Source organism: Pseudomonas peradeniyensis (assembly GCF_014268935.2).
Classification (GTDB): domain Bacteria; phylum Pseudomonadota; class Gammaproteobacteria; order Pseudomonadales; family Pseudomonadaceae; genus Aquipseudomonas; species Aquipseudomonas peradeniyensis.
In genome coordinates, this window is the sequence record NZ_JABWRJ020000004.1 from 21870 (window position 1) to 38989 (window position 17120).

11 protein-coding genes are annotated in these 17120 nt (G+C 66.8%); all 11 read right to left on the reverse strand.

What is annotated here, in order from left to right:
• Positions 1–44: 44 nt before the first annotated feature.
• Positions 45–1115, reverse strand: coding sequence for an MBL fold metallo-hydrolase (locus HU751_RS20450; RefSeq protein ID WP_225933361.1), 1071 nt, complete (start codon positions 1113–1115; stop codon positions 45–47).
• A 173-nt stretch (positions 1116–1288) separates the two neighbouring features.
• Entirely contained in the window at positions 1289–2203 is a 915-nt protein-coding gene (locus tag HU751_RS20455) for an AraC family transcriptional regulator (protein ID WP_186735756.1), read from the reverse strand.
• A gap of 67 nt (positions 2204–2270) precedes the next feature.
• Positions 2271–3209, reverse strand: a complete 939-nt coding sequence (locus HU751_RS20460) for an alpha/beta hydrolase (RefSeq protein WP_186735754.1) — start codon at positions 3207–3209, stop codon at positions 2271–2273.
• Positions 3210–3252: 43 nt separating this feature from the next.
• Complete coding sequence (locus HU751_RS20465; protein ID WP_496197679.1) at positions 3253–4245, reverse strand: alpha/beta hydrolase; 993 nt, start codon at positions 4243–4245, stop codon at positions 3253–3255.
• A gap of 169 nt (positions 4246–4414) precedes the next feature.
• Positions 4415–5323, reverse strand: coding sequence for an AraC family transcriptional regulator (locus HU751_RS20470; RefSeq protein WP_186735750.1), 909 nt, complete (start codon positions 5321–5323; stop codon positions 4415–4417).
• A gap of 118 nt (positions 5324–5441) precedes the next feature.
• Entirely contained in the window at positions 5442–7088 is a 1647-nt protein-coding gene (locus tag HU751_RS20475; protein WP_186735748.1) for an ABC transporter ATP-binding protein, read from the reverse strand.
• Position 7089: 1 nt separating this feature from the next.
• The gene (locus HU751_RS20480; RefSeq protein ID WP_186735747.1) at positions 7090–8112 is read right to left on the reverse strand and encodes an ABC transporter permease; all 1023 of its coding nucleotides are present in this window, start codon (positions 8110–8112) and stop codon (positions 7090–7092) included.
• Positions 8112–9176 (reverse strand): microcin C ABC transporter permease YejB, encoded by a 1065-nt coding sequence (locus HU751_RS20485; RefSeq protein ID WP_186735745.1) that lies wholly within the window; start codon positions 9174–9176, stop codon positions 8112–8114. The genes HU751_RS20480 and HU751_RS20485 overlap by 1 nt, the downstream gene beginning before the upstream one ends.
• 1 nt (position 9177) lies before the next feature.
• A complete protein-coding gene (locus tag HU751_RS20490; RefSeq protein WP_186735743.1) occupies positions 9178–11031 on the reverse strand; it encodes an extracellular solute-binding protein in 1854 nt (617 codons plus the stop codon).
• Between the two features lie 10 nt (positions 11032–11041).
• Positions 11042–13639 (reverse strand): TonB-dependent receptor, encoded by a 2598-nt coding sequence (locus tag HU751_RS20495; RefSeq protein WP_367616990.1) that lies wholly within the window; start codon positions 13637–13639, stop codon positions 11042–11044.
• A 797-nt stretch (positions 13640–14436) separates the two neighbouring features.
• The gene (locus HU751_RS20500) at positions 14437–17067 is read right to left on the reverse strand and encodes a TonB-dependent receptor plug domain-containing protein (protein ID WP_186732370.1); all 2631 of its coding nucleotides are present in this window, start codon (positions 17065–17067) and stop codon (positions 14437–14439) included.
• Positions 17068–17120 lie beyond the last annotated feature (53 nt).

Genomic DNA, 17120 nt, shown 5'->3' on the forward strand with positions numbered 1-17120 from the left:
ACGGCAACTTGAACCTTTCCTGCCTAGGTGTACAAGCCCGTAGGTTACTGGCTCGCCCAGCGCAGCCGGCAACCACGGCCCTTGGTCGTTTCTTCCTGGCTCACCACCTCACGCCACCAGCGCTCGCCGGTACGTGGTAAATGTAGGTCAACCCGCTCTCCCATCTTCGGAGTGGCCACCGGCACCCCCTCATGCTCCGCCCACTCCAGCACTTGCTCGAAAGGCGCGTACCAGGCATGCAACGCCAGGTCGAAGGTGCCGTTGTGGATCGGCAGCAGCCAGCCCCCGCCCAGGTCCATGTGAGCCTGCACCGTCTGCCGAGGGTGCATGTGCACGTAGGGCCAATGCTCGTCGTAGGCGCCGGTTTCCATCAACGTCAGGTCGAACGGCCCGAAGCGCCGGCCGATCTCGGCGAAACCATCGAAATAGCCGGTGTCGCCACTGAAGAACATCCGCAGTTGCGGCGCCTCGATCACCCATGAACACCACAGCGTCCGGTTGCCGTCACGCAGCCCCCGGCCGGAGAAATGCTGGGCCGGAGTCGCCGTCAGGCGCAAACCGCCCGCTTCGAGCCCTTGCCACCAGTCCAACTGATGGATCTTCGCGGCCGGCACGCCCCAGGCCAGCAGGCGGTCGCCCACGCCCAGCGGAGTGAGGAAGCGCTCCACCTTGGGCGCCAGGGCCTTGATCGTCGCCCGGTCCAGGTGGTCGTAATGGTCGTGGGAGAGAATGACCCCGCGAATCGGCGGCAGCTCGTCCAAGGTCAGGGGTGGCGCATGGAAGCGCTTGGGGCCGGCGAAGGAGAATGGCGAGGCGCGCTTGGAGAACACCGGATCCGTCAACCACCAGCCACCTTCGAGCTTGAACAGTACCGTGGAGTGGCCCAGGCGGAACAGGCTGGCGTCCGGCGCGGCGTCGAGCTGCGCGCGGGTCAGTTGCAGCACCGGTACCGGCGCGCGCGGCACCGTGAATTTCGGCTTGTTGAACAACGCGTTCCAGATCGTCCTGGCATCGGGCTCGGGCATGTCCGCTGGGCGCGGTGACAGATTGTGAAAGCGCCCCTCGCGGGACTGCGCAGAGTCGCGGTGCTGGAAGACCGGTGCATGACGTTTCAAGGTGCTGACCTCATACGAGCGCAAGGCTGGAGCCGACAGTATAAGAACCGTCACCTTGACGGCCTTGCCCAATCCAACGAGGTCCATGCCTGATTCTGCGCCTGTGCGCGCCCGACACGGCCTGGACAATCCACCGCCGCGCAGCAGTCAATGCCAGCCAATGACGATGGGGTTCAGTTCAGGCGCAAGCGGCGAATGTCGCGTTGGGGCGGTGCGCCAAACAGCCGGGAATATTCACGGCTGAACTGCGAGGCGCTTTCATAGCCGACCCGCGCGGCGGTCACGCTGGCATCGAGGTTCTGCGTAAGCATCAACTGACGGGCTTCCTGCAGGCGTAGTTGCTTCTGGTACTGCAGCGGACTCAAGCCGGTGATCGTGCGAAAGTGCTCGCGCAACGTCGAAGGGCTCATATGGCAGCTGGCGGCCAGTTGCTCGATCTTCAGTGGTTCGGCGAAGTGGCGCTTGAGCCAGTTGATGGCGCCGGCGATCTGCTGGCTGGGCGCCCCCTGGTTGATCAGGTGGCGCAGTTGCGCTCCATGGGGCCCGGTCAGCAAGCGGTAGGCGATCTCGCGCTGGACCAGCGGGGCCAGGTAAGGCAGCAGCACCGGCTCCGACAGCAACTGCACCAGGCGCAGCAAGGCATCCAGCAGCCCCTCGGTCAGGGGCTCCACGGCCATCGAGCGGAAGCCACAGTCGCGGCTGGGCGAAGGCAGGCGCAGTTCGGTGGCCAGTTGCAGGATCTCCTGTGGCGCCAGGTGCAGCATCAGGCCAAGAAACGGCTCGGTGTGGCTGCCCTCGACCACCGTGGATACCACGGGTAGATCGACGGCGGTCAGCAATGACTGGCCCGGTCCGAAACGCAGGACTTGCTCGCCGAGCACGACCTGCTTCTCGCCCTGGGCAGTGATCCCCAGTCCCAGGCCATAGATGCAGTGCATGGGTTGGGTGACGGCCCGGCGGCGGTGCAAGGTCAGGCCGGGAATGGCCGTCTCGTAGTCGCCGTCCGAGGGTGCGATTCTGGCGATGGCCTGGGCCAGGGCGCGACTGTCGGCGAAAGGCGGCCGCGATGGTTCGAAAGCCGCGTTCATGGGCTACCTCGGTGGACGTTTGCTGGGGCCGCATGGGCAACACGATCAGGCTGGCCAGCCGATGGCATCACTGCAGATGCTTGCGCAGGAAAGGCACGGCCTGCGCCATGGCCAGTGCGACGGGTTCGGGCTTGTCGTACAGGTCGTAGTGCGACCAGCCTTCGGCCACGTAGATCTGCTTGTCGATGGAGGCCGCCCGGCCATGGATTTCCCAGCCATCGCGGTAGGCGCCAAAAGCACCCGGCTTGTCGCCGATGACCACCAGCAAAGGCTGGGTCAACAGCGATTCGGCATTGAGGAAGGCATCCCAGCCGAACGCCGCGCTGTTGAACGAGAACAGGCCGCTGGTGGCACCGTTGGGCTGTTGGCCACGCGGGGTCTTGTAGTAGTCGGTCGCTTCGAGCACGTCGATATCGGTAATACCCGCCTGGCGCCCCTCCTCGACCGAGTTCGGCAGGTAGTTGATCACGTTGCGCGCGCCGCCCTGGGCTTCGGCGGTGCGCTGGGCGGCCATGGCCTGCAGCGCCGCGACCGGCTGGAAGTTGCTGAAGCCTTCGCGGATCAGGCGGCCGAAGTTGACCCCGGTGATCGACACCAATGCCTTGATGCGGTGGTCGGTGATGGCCGCATGCACGGTGTAGGCACCACCGCCGCAGATGCCGATGGCGCCGATGCGCGCCGGGTCGACGTAGGGCAGTGTCACCAGGTAGTCGATGGCGTAGCGGATGTCGGACACGCGGATCGACGGGTCTTCCATGAAGCGCGGTTCACCACCGCTGGCGCCCTGGAAGCTGGCGTCGAAGGCGATCACCACAAAGCCCTCCCTGGCCAGGCCCGCGCCATAGACGTTGCCTGAGGTCTGCTCCTTGCAGCTGCCGATCGGATGGGTGCTGACGATGGCCGGATACTGTTTGGCAGGGTCGAAGCCTGGTGGCAGGTACAGGTCTGCGGCGGTCTCCCAGCCCAGGTTCTGGTAACGGACGTGCTTGAAGGTGATATCGCTCATGGGTTTCTCCAGATAGATCGTATGCACAGGGAGTAGCGAGTGATCAGAGGTTGGCCTGGAAGAACGGGGTAAGGTGTTCCATGGCCGTAGTGACCCCAGGACCGTCGTACAGGTCCATGTGCGCCAGGCCGTCGAGCACCACCAGCTCTTTCTTGCCCAGCGCCTTGGCATGCAGCTCCTGGCTGTGCCACAGCGAACCGGCCTCGCTGCCGGCGATGACCAGCGTGGGCTGGGTCAGCAACTGCTCGACCAGGTCGAAGGCATCGAAGGCGACCCAGGCGCCCAGGCCGTTCATCAGCATCTTGTTCTGCGCGTTGGGATGCTGGGCGCGGGGTGTCAGGTAGTAGTCGGCGGCTTCCTGCAGGTCACGCGGCGCGCTGGTATCGCCCAGTTGCGGCACATAAGGCGCGTAGACCGGCTCGGCACCGGCCGCTTCGGCCGTGCGCTGGCCGGCCAACGCGTCGAGCACCGGCAGCAGGTCGTTGATCGAGCCCTTGCCCTCCCAACCTTTGCGGGTGGCGGTGCCGACGTTGACCGCGCTGGCAGTGGCCATTGCCTTGATGCGGCGGTCCACCGAAGCTGCCTTGGCCGCGAAGCCGCCGCCGGCGCAGATCCCCAGCACGCCGATGCGCTGGGCGTCGACGAAACCAAGGGTGGTCAGGTAGTCGACGGCGCTGTACACATCGGCCACGCGGTTCATCGGCTCATCGAGAAAGTGCGGTTCGCCGCCGCTGGCGCCCTGGTAGGAGGCATCGAAGGCCAGGGTGACAAAGCCCTGCTCGGCCAGCAGCCGGGCGTAGGTGCCGGCGGTCTGCTCCTTGACGCCGCCGCCTGGGTGGACGGTAACGATCGCAGGGTACTGCTGGCTGTCATCGAATGCAGCAGGCAGGTAAAGGTTACCGGCCATCACGATGTTGCGGTTGTTGAACTGGACGTCTTGCATGGTGTTGCCTCCGGTTGGGCAGCGCGAGGTGCTTGCGCGGGGTGGCTGATGCAACCACCCTTCGTTGGAGACAAGTATAGGAAGCAGGGGCACTGCGTTTTTGCCTGATTCGACGCCTTGCTTGCACGTTTCAAGGAAAGTGCGCAGTCATCGAGCATTGCCAGAGCCAGACCGGACCTCGGCAATATCTGGCGCTTAAGCGCAGGAAGGCCACCATGGAGCCGCAAGATTCACCATGGTCGGATTGCCTATTACATAGCGCTCAGCCTTGCTGGCGCATGCGCCGCACATCCCGCTGCGGCGGTGCGCCAAAGGCCCGGCTGTACTCGCGGCTGAACTGCGAGGCGCTTTCGTAGCCCACCCGTCCGGCGGCCTGGCCCGCGTCCATGTGCTGGTTGAGCATCAATTGCCGGGCCTCCTGCAAGCGCAGTTGCTTGTGAAACTGCAACGGGCTGACGCCGGTCAGCTCGCGGAAATGCTGGCGGAAGGTCGAGGGGCTCATATGCACCCGCTCGGCCAGGTCGTCGATGCGCATCGGCTCGGCCAGGTGCTGTTTCAGCCAGGCGACCACCTTGGCGATCTGCTGCATCGGCGAGCCGGCGGCGACCAGGTGACGCAGGGCGACACCGTGCTGGCCGACCAGCAGCCTGACGATGATCTCCTGTTGTACCAGCGGGGCGAGATGATCGAACAACGCCGGCTCCTCCAGTAGCCCGAGCAGGCGCTCCAGCGCACGCACCACGCCGCTGTCCAGTTCGGCGATGACGATGGCCTGGTGGGTGCCGGCCTTCGGCGGCGGTGGCAATTGCAGGTCTTCGACCGTGCGCATGACCTGGCCGGGGTCGAGGGTCAGCATCAACCCCAGGAAGGGCCTGGCGGGTGAGGCCAGCGCGACATGGGACACCACGGGTTGGTCGATGCTGGTCAACATGCCCTGCCCCGCCTGGTAATACAGCACGGCGTCCTGTTGCATGACCTGCTTGCTGCCCTGCGCCACCACGCCCAGCCCCAGGCCGTAGATGCAGGGCATCGGCTCGGTGGGCGAGGCGCGGCGGTGCAGGCTCAGGGCCGGTAGCCGGGTGATCAGGTCCCCTGCGCTGGGGACGTGTCGGGCGATCAAGGCGCTCAGACCTGGCAGGCCTGACTCGACAGGGGGCTCTAGGCGGGACATGCGTTTCTCCATCAGCACTGCCGTCATGCTCCGGGCAATGATGAAGGCTTTTGCACGAATCAACCACTGTGCCGATCACCCTGCCCACACGCACTCAGGCAGACCGGTTCCTGCGTCGTCAACTGATCTCGTCGACCTCTGGACAAGGCAAGCTTGCGCAATTGGCAGCCAGGCTGCTGCCTGCCGAATCACCTCTACCAATTGACGCCTCCAGCAACTCCCGGGTATAGGCATGCTGCGCACTGGCAAACAACCGTGCGCTCTCCCCGCGCTCGACCACCACGCCCTCCTTGACCACGATCAGTTCGTGGGCCAGCGCCCGCACCACCGCCAGGTCATGGCTGATGAACAGGTATGTATAGCCCTGCTCGACCTGCAGCCGCCGCAGCAACTCCACCACCTGCTTCTGCACGGTGCGGTCCAGTGCCGAGGTCGGCTCGTCGAACAGGATCAGCTCGGGCTCGAGCACCAGTGCCCTGGCAATGGCGATGCGCTGGCGCTGCCCACCGGAGAACTCGTGCGGGTAGCGGTGGCGCGTGGCCGGGTCCAGCCCCACCTGCTCCAGCGCCCGGATCACCTGCGCCTCGCGCTGCGCCGCGTTCAGCCCCGTGTGCACCTGCAACCCCTCGGCGATGATCTGCGCCACGCTCATCCGCGGGCTCAGGCTGCCGAACGGGTCCTGGAACACCACCTGCATCGCCTTGCGCCAGGGCCGCAACTGATGGCCCTTCAGGCGGTCCAGGGACGCGCCCTGGAAACGGATGCCACCTTCCGAGTCGATCAGGCGCAGGATCGCCTGGCCAAGGGTCGACTTGCCCGAACCGGACTCTCCGACGATGCCCAGGGTCTGCCCACGCCGTACCCGCAGGTCGATGCCGTCCACCGCCCTGGTCACCTGACGCGGGCCGCGCAGCCAGCCGCCACGCATGAAATGCACGCGCAGGTCGTCAACCTCCAGCAGCGGCTCCCCCGCCACCACCACCGGCGCATGCCCTTCGGGTTCGGCATCGAGCAGCTGGCGACTGTAGGGATGGCACGGTGCGCTGAACAGGCTCACGCAATCGGCCTGCTCGACGATCTCTCCCGCCCGCATCACGGCCACCCGCTGGGCGATGCTGCGCACCACGTTGAGGTCATGGCTGATCAGCAGCAGGGCCATGCCCAGCTGCCGCTGCAGGCGCCGCAGCAGTTGCAGGATGCGCCGCTGCACGGTGACGTCCAGCGCCGTGGTCGGTTCGTCGGCGATCAGCAGCTGCGGCTCGCAGGCCAGGGCCATGGCGATCATCACCCGCTGGCGCTGGCCGCCGGACAGTTCATGGGGATAGGCACTCAAGCGCTCCGCGGGGTGGCTGATCCCCACGAGCTCGAGCAGCTCGACGATCCGCGCACGCGCGGCGCGGCCCTTGAGCCCCTTGTGCAGCAACAGCGTCTCGCCCAGCTGGCGCTCGACGCTGTGCAGCGGGTTGAGCGAGGTCATCGGCTCCTGGAAGATCATCGCGATGCGCTCGCCACGCAACTGGCGCAGGCGCGCGGGCGTGGCCCCGAGCAATTCCTCGCCCTGGTAGCGGATGCTGCCCTCGGTGCTGACGGCGCTTTGGGGCAGCAGCTGCAGGATCGAATGGGCCGTCACCGACTTGCCCGAGCCCGATTCGCCGACCAGCGCCAGGCACTCGCCGGCGCGGATGTCCAGGTCGATGCCACGCACCACCGGCTGCCCGGCGAAGGCCACGCGCAGATCACGGATCTCGATAAGGTTGTCAGCCATGTCAGGCCCTCGGGTCGAAGGCGTCGCGGCAGGCTTCGCCGACGAACACCAGCAGGGAAAGGATCAGCGCCAGCACGCAGAAGGCGGTCAGCCCCAGCCACGGCGCCTGCAGGTTGTTCTTGCCCTGGCCGATCAGCTCGCCCAGCGACGCGCTGCCGGCGGGCATGCCGAAGCCGAGGAAATCCAGGGTGGTCAGGGTCGAGATGGCGCCGGTGAGCATGAACGGCAGGTAGCTCAGGGTGGCGTTGAGGGCATTGGGCAGGATATGCCGCAGCATCACCTGGCGATCGCCCACCCCCAGTGCCCGCGCCGCCTTCACGTATTCCAGGCTGCGCCCGCGGAGAAACTCGGCGCGCACCACATCGACCAGGGTCAGCCAGGAGAACAGCGCCATGATCCCCAGCAACCACCAGAAGCCCGGCTCGACGAAGCCGGACAGGATGATCAGCAGGTACAGCACCGGCAGGCCCGACCAGACCTCCTGCAGACGCTGGCCGAGCAGGTCGACCCAGCCGCCGTGGTAGCCCTGCAGGGCGCCGGCGGCGATGCCGAGCAGCGCGCTCGCCGCCGTCAGGGCCAGGGCGAACAGCAGCGATACCCGGGTGCCGTAGATCACCCGCGCCAGCACGTCGCGCGCCTGGTCGTCGGTGCCCAGCCAGTTCTGCGCCGAGGGCGGGCTTGGCGCTGGCACCGTGAGGTCGTAGTTGAGGGTGTCGAAGCCAAACGGGATCGGTGCGAACAGCATCCAGCCGCCCTGCCCCTCGATCAGGGTGCGCACGAAGGCGCTGCGGTAGTCCGGCTGGAACGGCAGCGGGCCGCCGAAGTCCTGCTCGGTGTAACGCTCGAAGGCCGGGAAGTACCAGTGACCCTGGTGCGAGACCAGCAGCGGCTTGTCGTTGGCGATCAGTTCGCCGCCCAGGCTCAGTCCGAACAGCAGCACGAACGCCCACAGCGACCACCAGCCGCGCCGGTGGCCCTTGAAGCGTTGCCAGCGACGCTGGGCAATCGGGGTGAACACCTGCATCACACGCTCCTCGCGGCAAAGTCGATACGCGGGTCGAGCCATTGGTAGCACAGGTCGCCCAGCAGCTTTATCAGCAACCCGCCCAGGGTGAAGATGAACAGCGTGCCGAACACCACCGGGTAGTCCCGCGATACCGCCGCCTCGTAGCTGAGCCGCCCCAGGCCGTCGAGGGAGAAGATCACCTCGATCAGCAACGAGCCGCCGAACAGCACCCCGACCAGCGCCTGGGGCAGGCCGGCGACGATCACCAGCAACGCGTTGCGCAGCACATGGCCGTAGAGCACCTGGCCTTCGCTCAAACCCTTGGCCCGGGCGGTGACCACGTACTGGCGGCTGATCTCGTTGAGCACGCTGTTCTTGGTCAGCAGCGTCAGGGTGGCGAAACCGCCGACCACCAGGGCGCTGACCGGCATCACCAGGTGCCAGAGGTAGTCCAGCAGCTTGCCGGGCACGGACAGCTCGGCGAAGTCGTCCGACACCAGCCCGCGCACCGGAAACCAGGCCAGCAGGCTGCCGCCGCCGAACACCACGATCAGCAGCAGGGCGAACAGGAAGGCCGGCATGGCGTGGCCGAGGATGATCGCCGTGCTGCTCCAGACATCGAAGCGGCTGCCATGGGTCACCGCCTTGCGGATGCCCAGCGGGATCGACACCAGGTAGGTGACGAGCATCGCCCACAGGCCCAGCGACAGGGTCACAGGCAGCTTGTCGAGGATCAGCTCGGTGACCTTGGCGCCGCGGAAGAAGCTGCTGCCGAAATCCAGCCGGGCGTAGCTGGCAAGCATCAGCCCAAGACGCTCCAGCGGCGGTTTGTCGAAGCCGTACTGGCGCTCGATGTCGGCCAGCAGCTTGGGGTCCAGGCCACGGCTGGTACGGGACTCGCCGCCCACATGTTCGACCCGCGCGGCACCGGCGCCAGCCGTGGCACCGATGCCCTGCAGGCGGGCCACGGCCTGCTCCACCGGGCCACCGGGCGCGGCCTGGACGATGGCGAAGTTGACCAGCAGGATGCACAACAGGGTCGGCACGATCAGCAACAGGCGCCGCAGGGTGTAGGCAAGCATATCAATGCACCTCGGCGATGGGTTGCGCGGCGGGACGAGCCTGGGCGGTGGGGCTGGTTTCCCACCAGGTGTCGATGCCGGGATCGTTGCGCGGGGCGATCGCCGGGCGGCCAAAGCGGTTCCACCACACGCTAGAGGAACCCGGCGGGTAGTAGTTGGGGATCCAGTAGTAGCCCCACTGCAGCACCCGGTCCAGGGCACGGGCATGGCTGAGCATGTCGGCGCGGTTGTCGGCGCGCACCAGGCCGTCGATCAGCGCGTCGACCACCGGGTTGCGCAGGGCCATGAAGTTGTTCGAGCCCGGGTCGCTGGCGCTGGCCGAGCCGTACTGGTTGTAGAGTTCGGCGCCCGGCGCGGGCGAGACAGCGAAGCCGGTGACGATCATGTCGTAGTCGCGCTCGCGCACGCGGTTGGCGTACTGGGCGGTGTCGACCTGGCGGATCTCGAAGCCGATGCCGATCTGCGCCAGGTTGCGCTTGAAAGGCAGCAGCAGGCGCTCGAAGCCCTTCTGGCCATTGAGGAAGGTGAAGCTCAGCGGCTCGCCGGCGGCATTCACCAGCCGATCCCCCTGAGGGTGCCAACCGGCCGCCTCCAGCAGCGCCAGGGCCTGCAACTGCTGTGGCCGGACATTGCCGCTGCCGTCGGTTGTCGGCGCCTCGAAGGCCTGGGTGAAGACCTCCTCGGGCAATTGCTGGCGGAACGGTTCGAGCAAGGCCCGCTGACGGGCGTCCGGCAGGCCGCTGGCGGCCAGTTCGCTGCGCGAGAAGAAGCTGCGCTGACGCAGGTACATGCCGTGCATCATCTGCCGGTTGCTCCACTCGAAGTCCCACAGCAGGCTGATCGCCTGGCGCACCCGGCGGTCGGCGAACAACGGTCGCTGCAGGTTGAACACGAAGCCCTGGCTGGACTGCACCGCCTGCGGCGCCAGCTGTTCGCGCTGCAGGCGGCCGTCCTGCAGCGCCGGCCCCTGGTAGCCGACGTTGTACTGGGTGGCCGAGAACTCGCGATTGAAGTCGAAGCCGCCGGCACGCAGGATCTGCCGGGCCACATCGGTGTCGGCGAAGAACTCGAGCTTGAGGGTGTCGAAATTGAACTGCCCGCGGGTCACCGGCAAGTCCTTGGCCCACCAGTCGGCCTGGCGGCTGAAGGTCACGCTGCGCCCGGGGTCCACCGCGCTGATGCGGTACGGGCCGCTGCCCAGCGGCGCCTCGAAGCCACCCCCGTTGGCGAAGTCGCGGCCGCGCCACCAGTGCTCGGGAAGCACCGGTAAGCTGGCGATGTCCAGCGGCAGGCTGCGGTTGTCGACGCTCTTGAAGGTGAAGCGCACCTGACGTGGCGACTCGACGATCACCTGCTCGACATCGGCGAACTGCAGCCGGTAGCCGAGGCTGCCCTCGCGCATCAGCAGCTCGAAAGTGAAGCGCACATCCTCGGCGCTGATCGGCCGGCCATCGGCGAAGCGTGCCCTGGGGTCGAGGTAGAAGCGCAGCCAGCGCCGGTCCGGGGCCAGCTCCATGCGCTGCGCCACCAGCCCGTAGACCGTGTAGGGCTCGTCCAGGGAGCGGTAGGCCAGCGGGCTGTACAACCAGCCCTGGATCTGGCTCACGCCGGTACCTTTGTCGATATAGGGGATCAGATGGTCGAACTGGCCATTCTCCATGGACGCGCGGCTGAAGCGCCCGCCCTTGGGCGCGTTCGGCTCGACGTAGTCGAAATGCCGGAAGTCGGCGCCATACCTGGGCGCCTCGCCATACACCGTCAGGGCATGGCTGGGCGCCGCCTGGGCCAGGCCCGCGCCGCCCAGGCACAGGCCCAGGCACACCACGCGCGCCAGGCGCGCTGCTTGCGAGTTCATCGCCCGGCCCTCAGAAGTGATAGGCCACGCGGGTGAACAGCACGCGTCCGAACGGGTCGGAGTAGCGCGGGTCGTAGCCGCTCTGGAAGGTGTAGGTCTGGTTGCTGAACGGCGGCTCACGGTCGAACAGGTTCTGCACGCCGCCGGTGAGGGTCAGGGTGCCGCGCCAGTCGTAGGTGGCGGCCAGGTCCCAGACGTTCCACGAGCCCACCTGGCCATGGCTGTCGCGCTTGTCGTCGTTGTAGCCGCTGGTGAAGCGATTGGTCAGGCTGGCGCTGAGCGGCCCCCGGCTCCAGCTGCCGGTCAGGCTGTGGCGCCAGCGCGCCACGGCACCGGCCGAGGCGAAGTCGCCACCGCGGAAGTCACCGACCTTGTCGATGTACGCGCCATCGCGTTGCTGCTGGTAGTCGTAGCGGGTGACGTAGGTGCCTTGCAGCGTCAGGCCGAAATTGCCCAGGGACGACTCGGGGAAGCGGTAGTCGAGGCTGACGTCGACACCACTGGTCTTGACCTTGCCCAGGTTGGCCAGGCCCGTGACGATATGGTCGATCGAACCATCGGTCTTGCGCACCAGGCGCTCGGGGTACAGGTCGGGGTTCTCGAACACGGCCGACTCGGGGAAATCGGCGATCTGGTTGGTGATCTTGATCCACCAGAAATCCAGCCCGGCGGACAGCGCGCTGATCGGCTGGTAGACGAAGCCGAGGGTGACGTTGCGCGCGGTCTCGGGCTTGAGGTCGGGGTTGCCGCCATTGCGGCTGAGGAACTGCTGGGCGCAGTCGCGGTTGGCGATGCCGCCATTGCCCGGGGTGCCGCCCGGGCACAGGCGCGGGTCGTTGTAGTTGGCATTGGTGAAGCTGGTGAAGGTCGGGTTGTACAGCTCGTACAGCGACGGGGCGCGGAAGCCTTCGCTGTAGGCGCCGCGCACCACCAGCTCGCGCAGGGGCTGGAAACGGAACGAGTACTTGGGGTTGGTGGTGCTGCCGAAGTCGCTGTACTTGTCGTGGCGCAGCGCTGCCGACAGCTCCAGGCTTTCCAGCACGGGCACGCTCAGCTCGGCGTACTCGGCGCGTACCGAGCGCTCGCCAGCCACGCCCCCATCAGGGTCGACGCCCAGGCTCTGGATGTTGCCGGCGAATGCGTCGAACGTCTGGTGGAAGTCCTCCTTGCGGTACTCACCGCCCAACGCCAGGGCGGAGCTGCCCGCACCGAACCAGTCGCCGATCTCGCGGCTAAGACGCCCATCCAGGCTTTTCACCCGCCCCACGGCGCTGCCGTACTCGCCACTGAGCGCGGCCTGTTCCAGCAGCGCCCGCCCCGCTTCGCCCTGCGGGCCGAACGGGTTGATCGTGCCATTGGCGATACCGGCCTTGATCGTCTGGTCGTCGACGTAGCCAGAGCGGATGCTGTTGCTGACCTTGTTCTGGTTGTAGGCGGCGCCGACGTTGTAGTCCCAGCCCGCCGCGAAGCCTTCGAACGTGAGCAGGGCGCGCTGGCTGACGTTGTCGTCCTCCTGGCGGCGCGGCCCCACCGCGCTCTCGCGCCAGTTGACGTTGACCGGCCGGGTCGGGTCGAGGGTGAAACCGTCGGGCCCGGGGGTGATGCCGTTGCCAGGATAGAACGTCGTGCCTGGGTCGACCTGCGCCCCGGTGAGGGTGCCCGGGCCGACCTCGGTACGGTTCTTGTTCTGCGCCCAGAAGTACTCGAGGCTGACCCGGTGATCGTCGGCCAGCTGCCCGGTGGCCTTGCCGAAGAACGAGGTCTTGTCGGTTTCCGGGGCCAGGTCCAGGTAGCGCCACAGCGACTCGCGGCAGATGCCGCTGCGCGGGATCAGCCCCGGGCCGTTGCAACCCGATGCGGCCAGCGGGTTGGTGGCGTTGGCGCCCTGGCTCCAGTTGGCCGGCGAAGCGGTGCCGGAGGTGTAGTCCAGGCCCCGGCCCGGCTGGTAGTTGTAGGTGAAGTCGCGGTCCTTGGCCTTCAATTGCTTCTGCTCTTCGTGGCTGACCACGCCGAACACGTTGAAGCGGTCCTGCTCCAGGTCGCCGAAACCCCAGCTGCCGCTGAAGTTGTTGCCGTCCCCGCCGCCGCCACGGGTCGGGCTGCTGTAGCCGGCGCTCAACTCGCCCTCGGTGACGCTCTTGCGGGTGATGAAGTTGATCACCCCGCCGATGGCGTCGGTGCCGTACAACGCCGAGGCGCCGTCGCGCAGCACCTCGACCCGGTCGATGGCGGCGAACGGGATGGTGTTGAGGTCGACGCCGGACCCGTTGATGGCGTTGGTGGCGTTGTTGCTCAGGCGACGGCCGTTGAGCAGCACCAGGGTCTTGTTCGGGCCGATGCCGCGCAGGTCGGCATACGAGGCGCCACCACTGTTGGAGCCGACCGAACGCCCGGCGCTGACCGACGACTGGTTGGCGGCGATGCGCTTGACCAGCTCTTCGGTGCTGGTGACGCCCTGGCGCTTGAGTTCCTCGGTGCGCAGGATGGTCACCGGCACCGCGGTTTCGGCGTCGACCCGGCGGATCGCGCTGCCGGTGACTTCGATGCGCTGCAGCTGAGGCGGGCTCACCGGTACCGCCTGTTGGTCAGCCCGGGCCTGGTCCGGCACGACGGCGGTGACGACGATGCCGTCGGCATCCTTGTGCTGTTGCAGGCCACTGCCTTGCAGGGCGCGTTGCAGGGCATCGGTCGGCGCCAGGTCGCCGCGGATGGCAGGCGCCTGGCGCGATTCGACCAGCGACTGCTCGAACGAGATGGGCAGCGCCCCTTGCCGCGAGATGCTCAGCAGGGTCTGGTCCAGGGGACCGGCGGGGATGTCGAACTGGACGGCGCAAGCCAGCCCGGGAGCCAGGCTCAGGACCAGCAGCGTGCGCGACAGCGGCGCGAGGGAAAAGGGCGTCAAGGCAACACTCCGCATCAGGTTGTGGGGAACATGATCGGTTGTGCAATGGCGCCCGGATTTTTATAGGGCGGGGTTAGATCGTTGCGTGATGAGCTTATGCGCGTTCAGGAGCCTGGGATACCGGCCTTATCAAGGTCTTTGAGCGCGAGGCTATTGACCGAGTGAGGGGCACCAAGCGTTCGCCGTTACCGTTGCAGCGCCTATCAGACCGAGCGCCGCCCGCGCGGCGCATCGCGGATGAATCCGCTCCTACATTTGTTGCAACGTGGCCATGCCTGATAGGCCATGGTTGTAAGCCTTGTTTGCTCGACGCGATTTGTCGGTGGGCATTGCCGCCGCCCCACCTGGCTCAAGACAGGCGCCAAGGCTGGCAACCATGGCCTGACAGGTTCGGTACGTTGCAACAAATGTAGGAGCGGATTCATCCGCGATGCGCCGCGCGGGCGGCGCTCGGTCTCACAGGCGCTGCAAGGGTGACGGCGAACACTCTGAAAGGGCCGACTCTAACTACCGAAGTGATAACTCAGATCCAGCCACACCTGACGGCCGTAGGGGTCGTAGTTGCCGGTCGGGTAATAAGGCCACCCCGCCGAATCGTCACGCTTGATCTTGTTCAGCAGGTTGTTGACCGTCAGCCCCACGCTGGCCCGTTCGTTCAGCCGGTAACGGGCGCTGGCGTTGACGTTGGTCCAGGGTGACAGGCGTCCATCGGCCGCCGCATTGGTGACGCTGCCATAGCGGATCGCCAGCACGGTGGTGGTGAACGCCCCGTAGTTCCAGGTCAGGCTGGCGTTGACCTTGCTGCGCCAGTCGGTGTTGTTGCGGCTGGTGCGCAGGTCTTCGCTGGGCGCGTCATCGGCCTCCTTGTAGTTATGCGACAGCACCACGCTGTAGCCCAGGGTCGAACTGAACGCACCATACTCCCCCGCCCCCCAGCGCAGGTTGGTCTTCAGGTCCAGGCCGCTGACCCGTTCGCTGGCGGCGTTGATCGCGTTGATGCGCACGCGCTGCAACTGGTTGGGGTCGACCGCCGCATTGCCGGCATTGCGGTCGATGCGCGCCAGCACCGCCTGGCAACTGGCCGAGTCGCTGCCACTGGCGCGGCAATCGTTCTCCTGCTGCAGCAGGCGGTTGATGTCCAGGCTGGTCAGCAGGTCGTCGATCTGCACGCGCCAGAAGTCGGTGGAGAAATCGAAGTTCGGCGTCGGTGACCAGACGAAACCATAGGTCCAGGACTTGCCGCGCTCGGAGGCCAGGTCCGCGGTACCGCTCTGCACATAGTCGACCCTTCCCCGATTACAGGCCCCCGCCACGCCTTGGCTGCAACCGTAGTAGTCGATCTGGTCGGGGGTGTAGCCATTGCTGTCGGCCTGGAACAGGTAGTTGAGGTCGGGCGCGCGGAAGCTCGTGCCGTAGCTGCCGCGCAGCAACAGGCTGTTCAGCGGGCGCCACTCCAGGCCCAGGTTGTAGGTCTTCTGCTGCTCGCTGCGGCCGCTGAACTTGTACTGGTCCCAGCGCCCGGCCACCGACGCCAGCAGGCTGTCGGCCAGGGGAATGCTGAACTCGCCCCCGGCGGCATAGCGGTCGCGCCCACCGCCGGCGTTTGCGGCCGGGCTGGTGTTGTAGAAACTGCCGTCAGCGAGCGCGTCGTCGGTGTCGATGTGGTACTCCTGACGCCCGGCTTCCAGCACGCCGGCAAAGGCCACGGGGCCGGCCGGCAGCTCGAACAGGTCGCCGTTGCCGCTCAGGCTGAGGGTCTGCGAGGTGGACTTGCTCTCCTGCACCAGGCTGCCGCGAAACTGCCGCCACTCGTCCTCGGTGAGCGGCCGGTCGAGGCGCGACGGGTCCGGGTCGAACACCGGATAGCCGTCCCGGGTGCCCAGTTGCGGGCCCAGGTAGAAGTCGCGGATTCCGGCCAGCGGGGTGTAGCGGGTACTGCGCGTGCTGCGGTATTCGGAGCGGTTGGCGGCGACCTGGTAGTGCCAGCTGGTGTCGCCGATACGGTCCTCCAGGCCCAGGGTGCCGGTCCACGACACTTCGCGCCATTTGCTGTTGTTGCTGGTCTTGCCACCGATCTCCTCGCTGGAAAAACGCCGGTACCAGCGCTCCAGCTGGCCGCTGCCCTGGTTGATGAAATCCGGCGAGGTGAAGCTCGGGCCACGGGTGTTGTTCTGGATATGGTCGAAGCCGAACATCAGGTCGGCGAACACCTGGCCGCTGTCGCTGAAGTGCCAGGTGCCGCGGGTGTAGCCATCGTAGTTCTCCTTGGCCGTCTGCAGGGTCCAGTAGTCGTTGTAGACCTGGTCGGTGGTGCAGCGTCGGCCATTGCCGCTCAGCGAACCCTTGAAAATCCCCGCATAGGCGCCGCAACCAGGCCCCAGGTACTGGCCGCTCTGCAGGTTGCGCCGGTAGCCCACGTCCAGGGCCGGGCCGCTGTCCATGAAGCCGCGCTGGTCGGCCCAGATCGGCTCGCGATTGGTCAGCTCGAGGCCGAACACGCCGTCGAAGTCGCCCCAGCTGTCGCCGCCGCTGATCTGCAGGCGCTGGTTGTCGCCACCGCCGCGCTCGGCATAGCCGCCGCGCACATTGACGTCGACACCGCTGGCCTTGTCCTTGAGGATGATGTTCACCACCCCGGCGATCGCGTCCGAACCGTACACCGCCGACGCGCCGCTGCTCAGCAGCTCGATGCGGTCGATCATCACCGACGGGATGTTCGCCAGGTTGGTGAAGTTGACGTTGCCGCCATAGGCGGTGGGGTAGTCGGCCACGCGGCGACCATTGATCAGCACCAACGTGTGATTGGGCCCCAGGCCACGCAGGTTGAGGGCGCTGGCGGCGGGCTGGAAGGTGTTGCCGTAGTCTTCGCCCTGGGTCATGCCGGTATTCTGCGTCTGGCTGGCGATGGCGTCGTAGACGTTGCGATAGCCGCGCGCCCGGATCTCCTCGGCACTGATCACCGTCACCGGCGACGGTCCCTCCTGCTGCGCGCGGGCGATGCGCGAGCCAGTTACCGTGACCCGTTCCAGTGCCGTGTCGCCAGTAGCCTGCGCCGGCCCATTGCCAAGCAGCGTGGCCAGGCCGGTGGCCAGCGCCAGTGTCGCCGGACGGCGTCGGTGGTTCCTTGATTGCATTGCGGTGCTCCCCCATCGATTGGCTTTTCAGGGGTGAGCAACTGGCGCGGCGG

What these genes read in the sequence shown, in the direction of transcription:
- HU751_RS20485 (WP_186735745.1), bottom strand. Translation starts at nt 9,176, where the DNA reads ATGCTTGCCTACACCCTGCGGCGCCTGTTGCTGATCGTGCCGACCCTG.
- HU751_RS20455 (WP_186735756.1), bottom strand. Translation starts at nt 2,203, where the DNA reads ATGAACGCGGCTTTCGAACCATCGCGGCCGCCTTTCGCCGACAGTCGC.
- HU751_RS20480 (WP_186735747.1), bottom strand. Translation starts at nt 8,112, where the DNA reads ATGCAGGTGTTCACCCCGATTGCCCAGCGTCGCTGGCAACGCTTCAAG.
- HU751_RS20490 (WP_186735743.1), bottom strand. Translation starts at nt 11,031, where the DNA reads ATGAACTCGCAAGCAGCGCGCCTGGCGCGCGTGGTGTGCCTGGGCCTG.
- HU751_RS20470 (WP_186735750.1), bottom strand. Translation starts at nt 5,323, where the DNA reads ATGTCCCGCCTAGAGCCCCCTGTCGAGTCAGGCCTGCCAGGTCTGAGC.
- HU751_RS20500 (WP_186732370.1), bottom strand. Translation starts at nt 17,067, where the DNA reads ATGCAATCAAGGAACCACCGACGCCGTCCGGCGACACTGGCGCTGGCC.
- HU751_RS20475 (WP_186735748.1), bottom strand. Translation starts at nt 7,088, where the DNA reads ATGGCTGACAACCTTATCGAGATCCGTGATCTGCGCGTGGCCTTCGCC.
- HU751_RS20460 (WP_186735754.1), bottom strand. Translation starts at nt 3,209, where the DNA reads ATGAGCGATATCACCTTCAAGCACGTCCGTTACCAGAACCTGGGCTGG.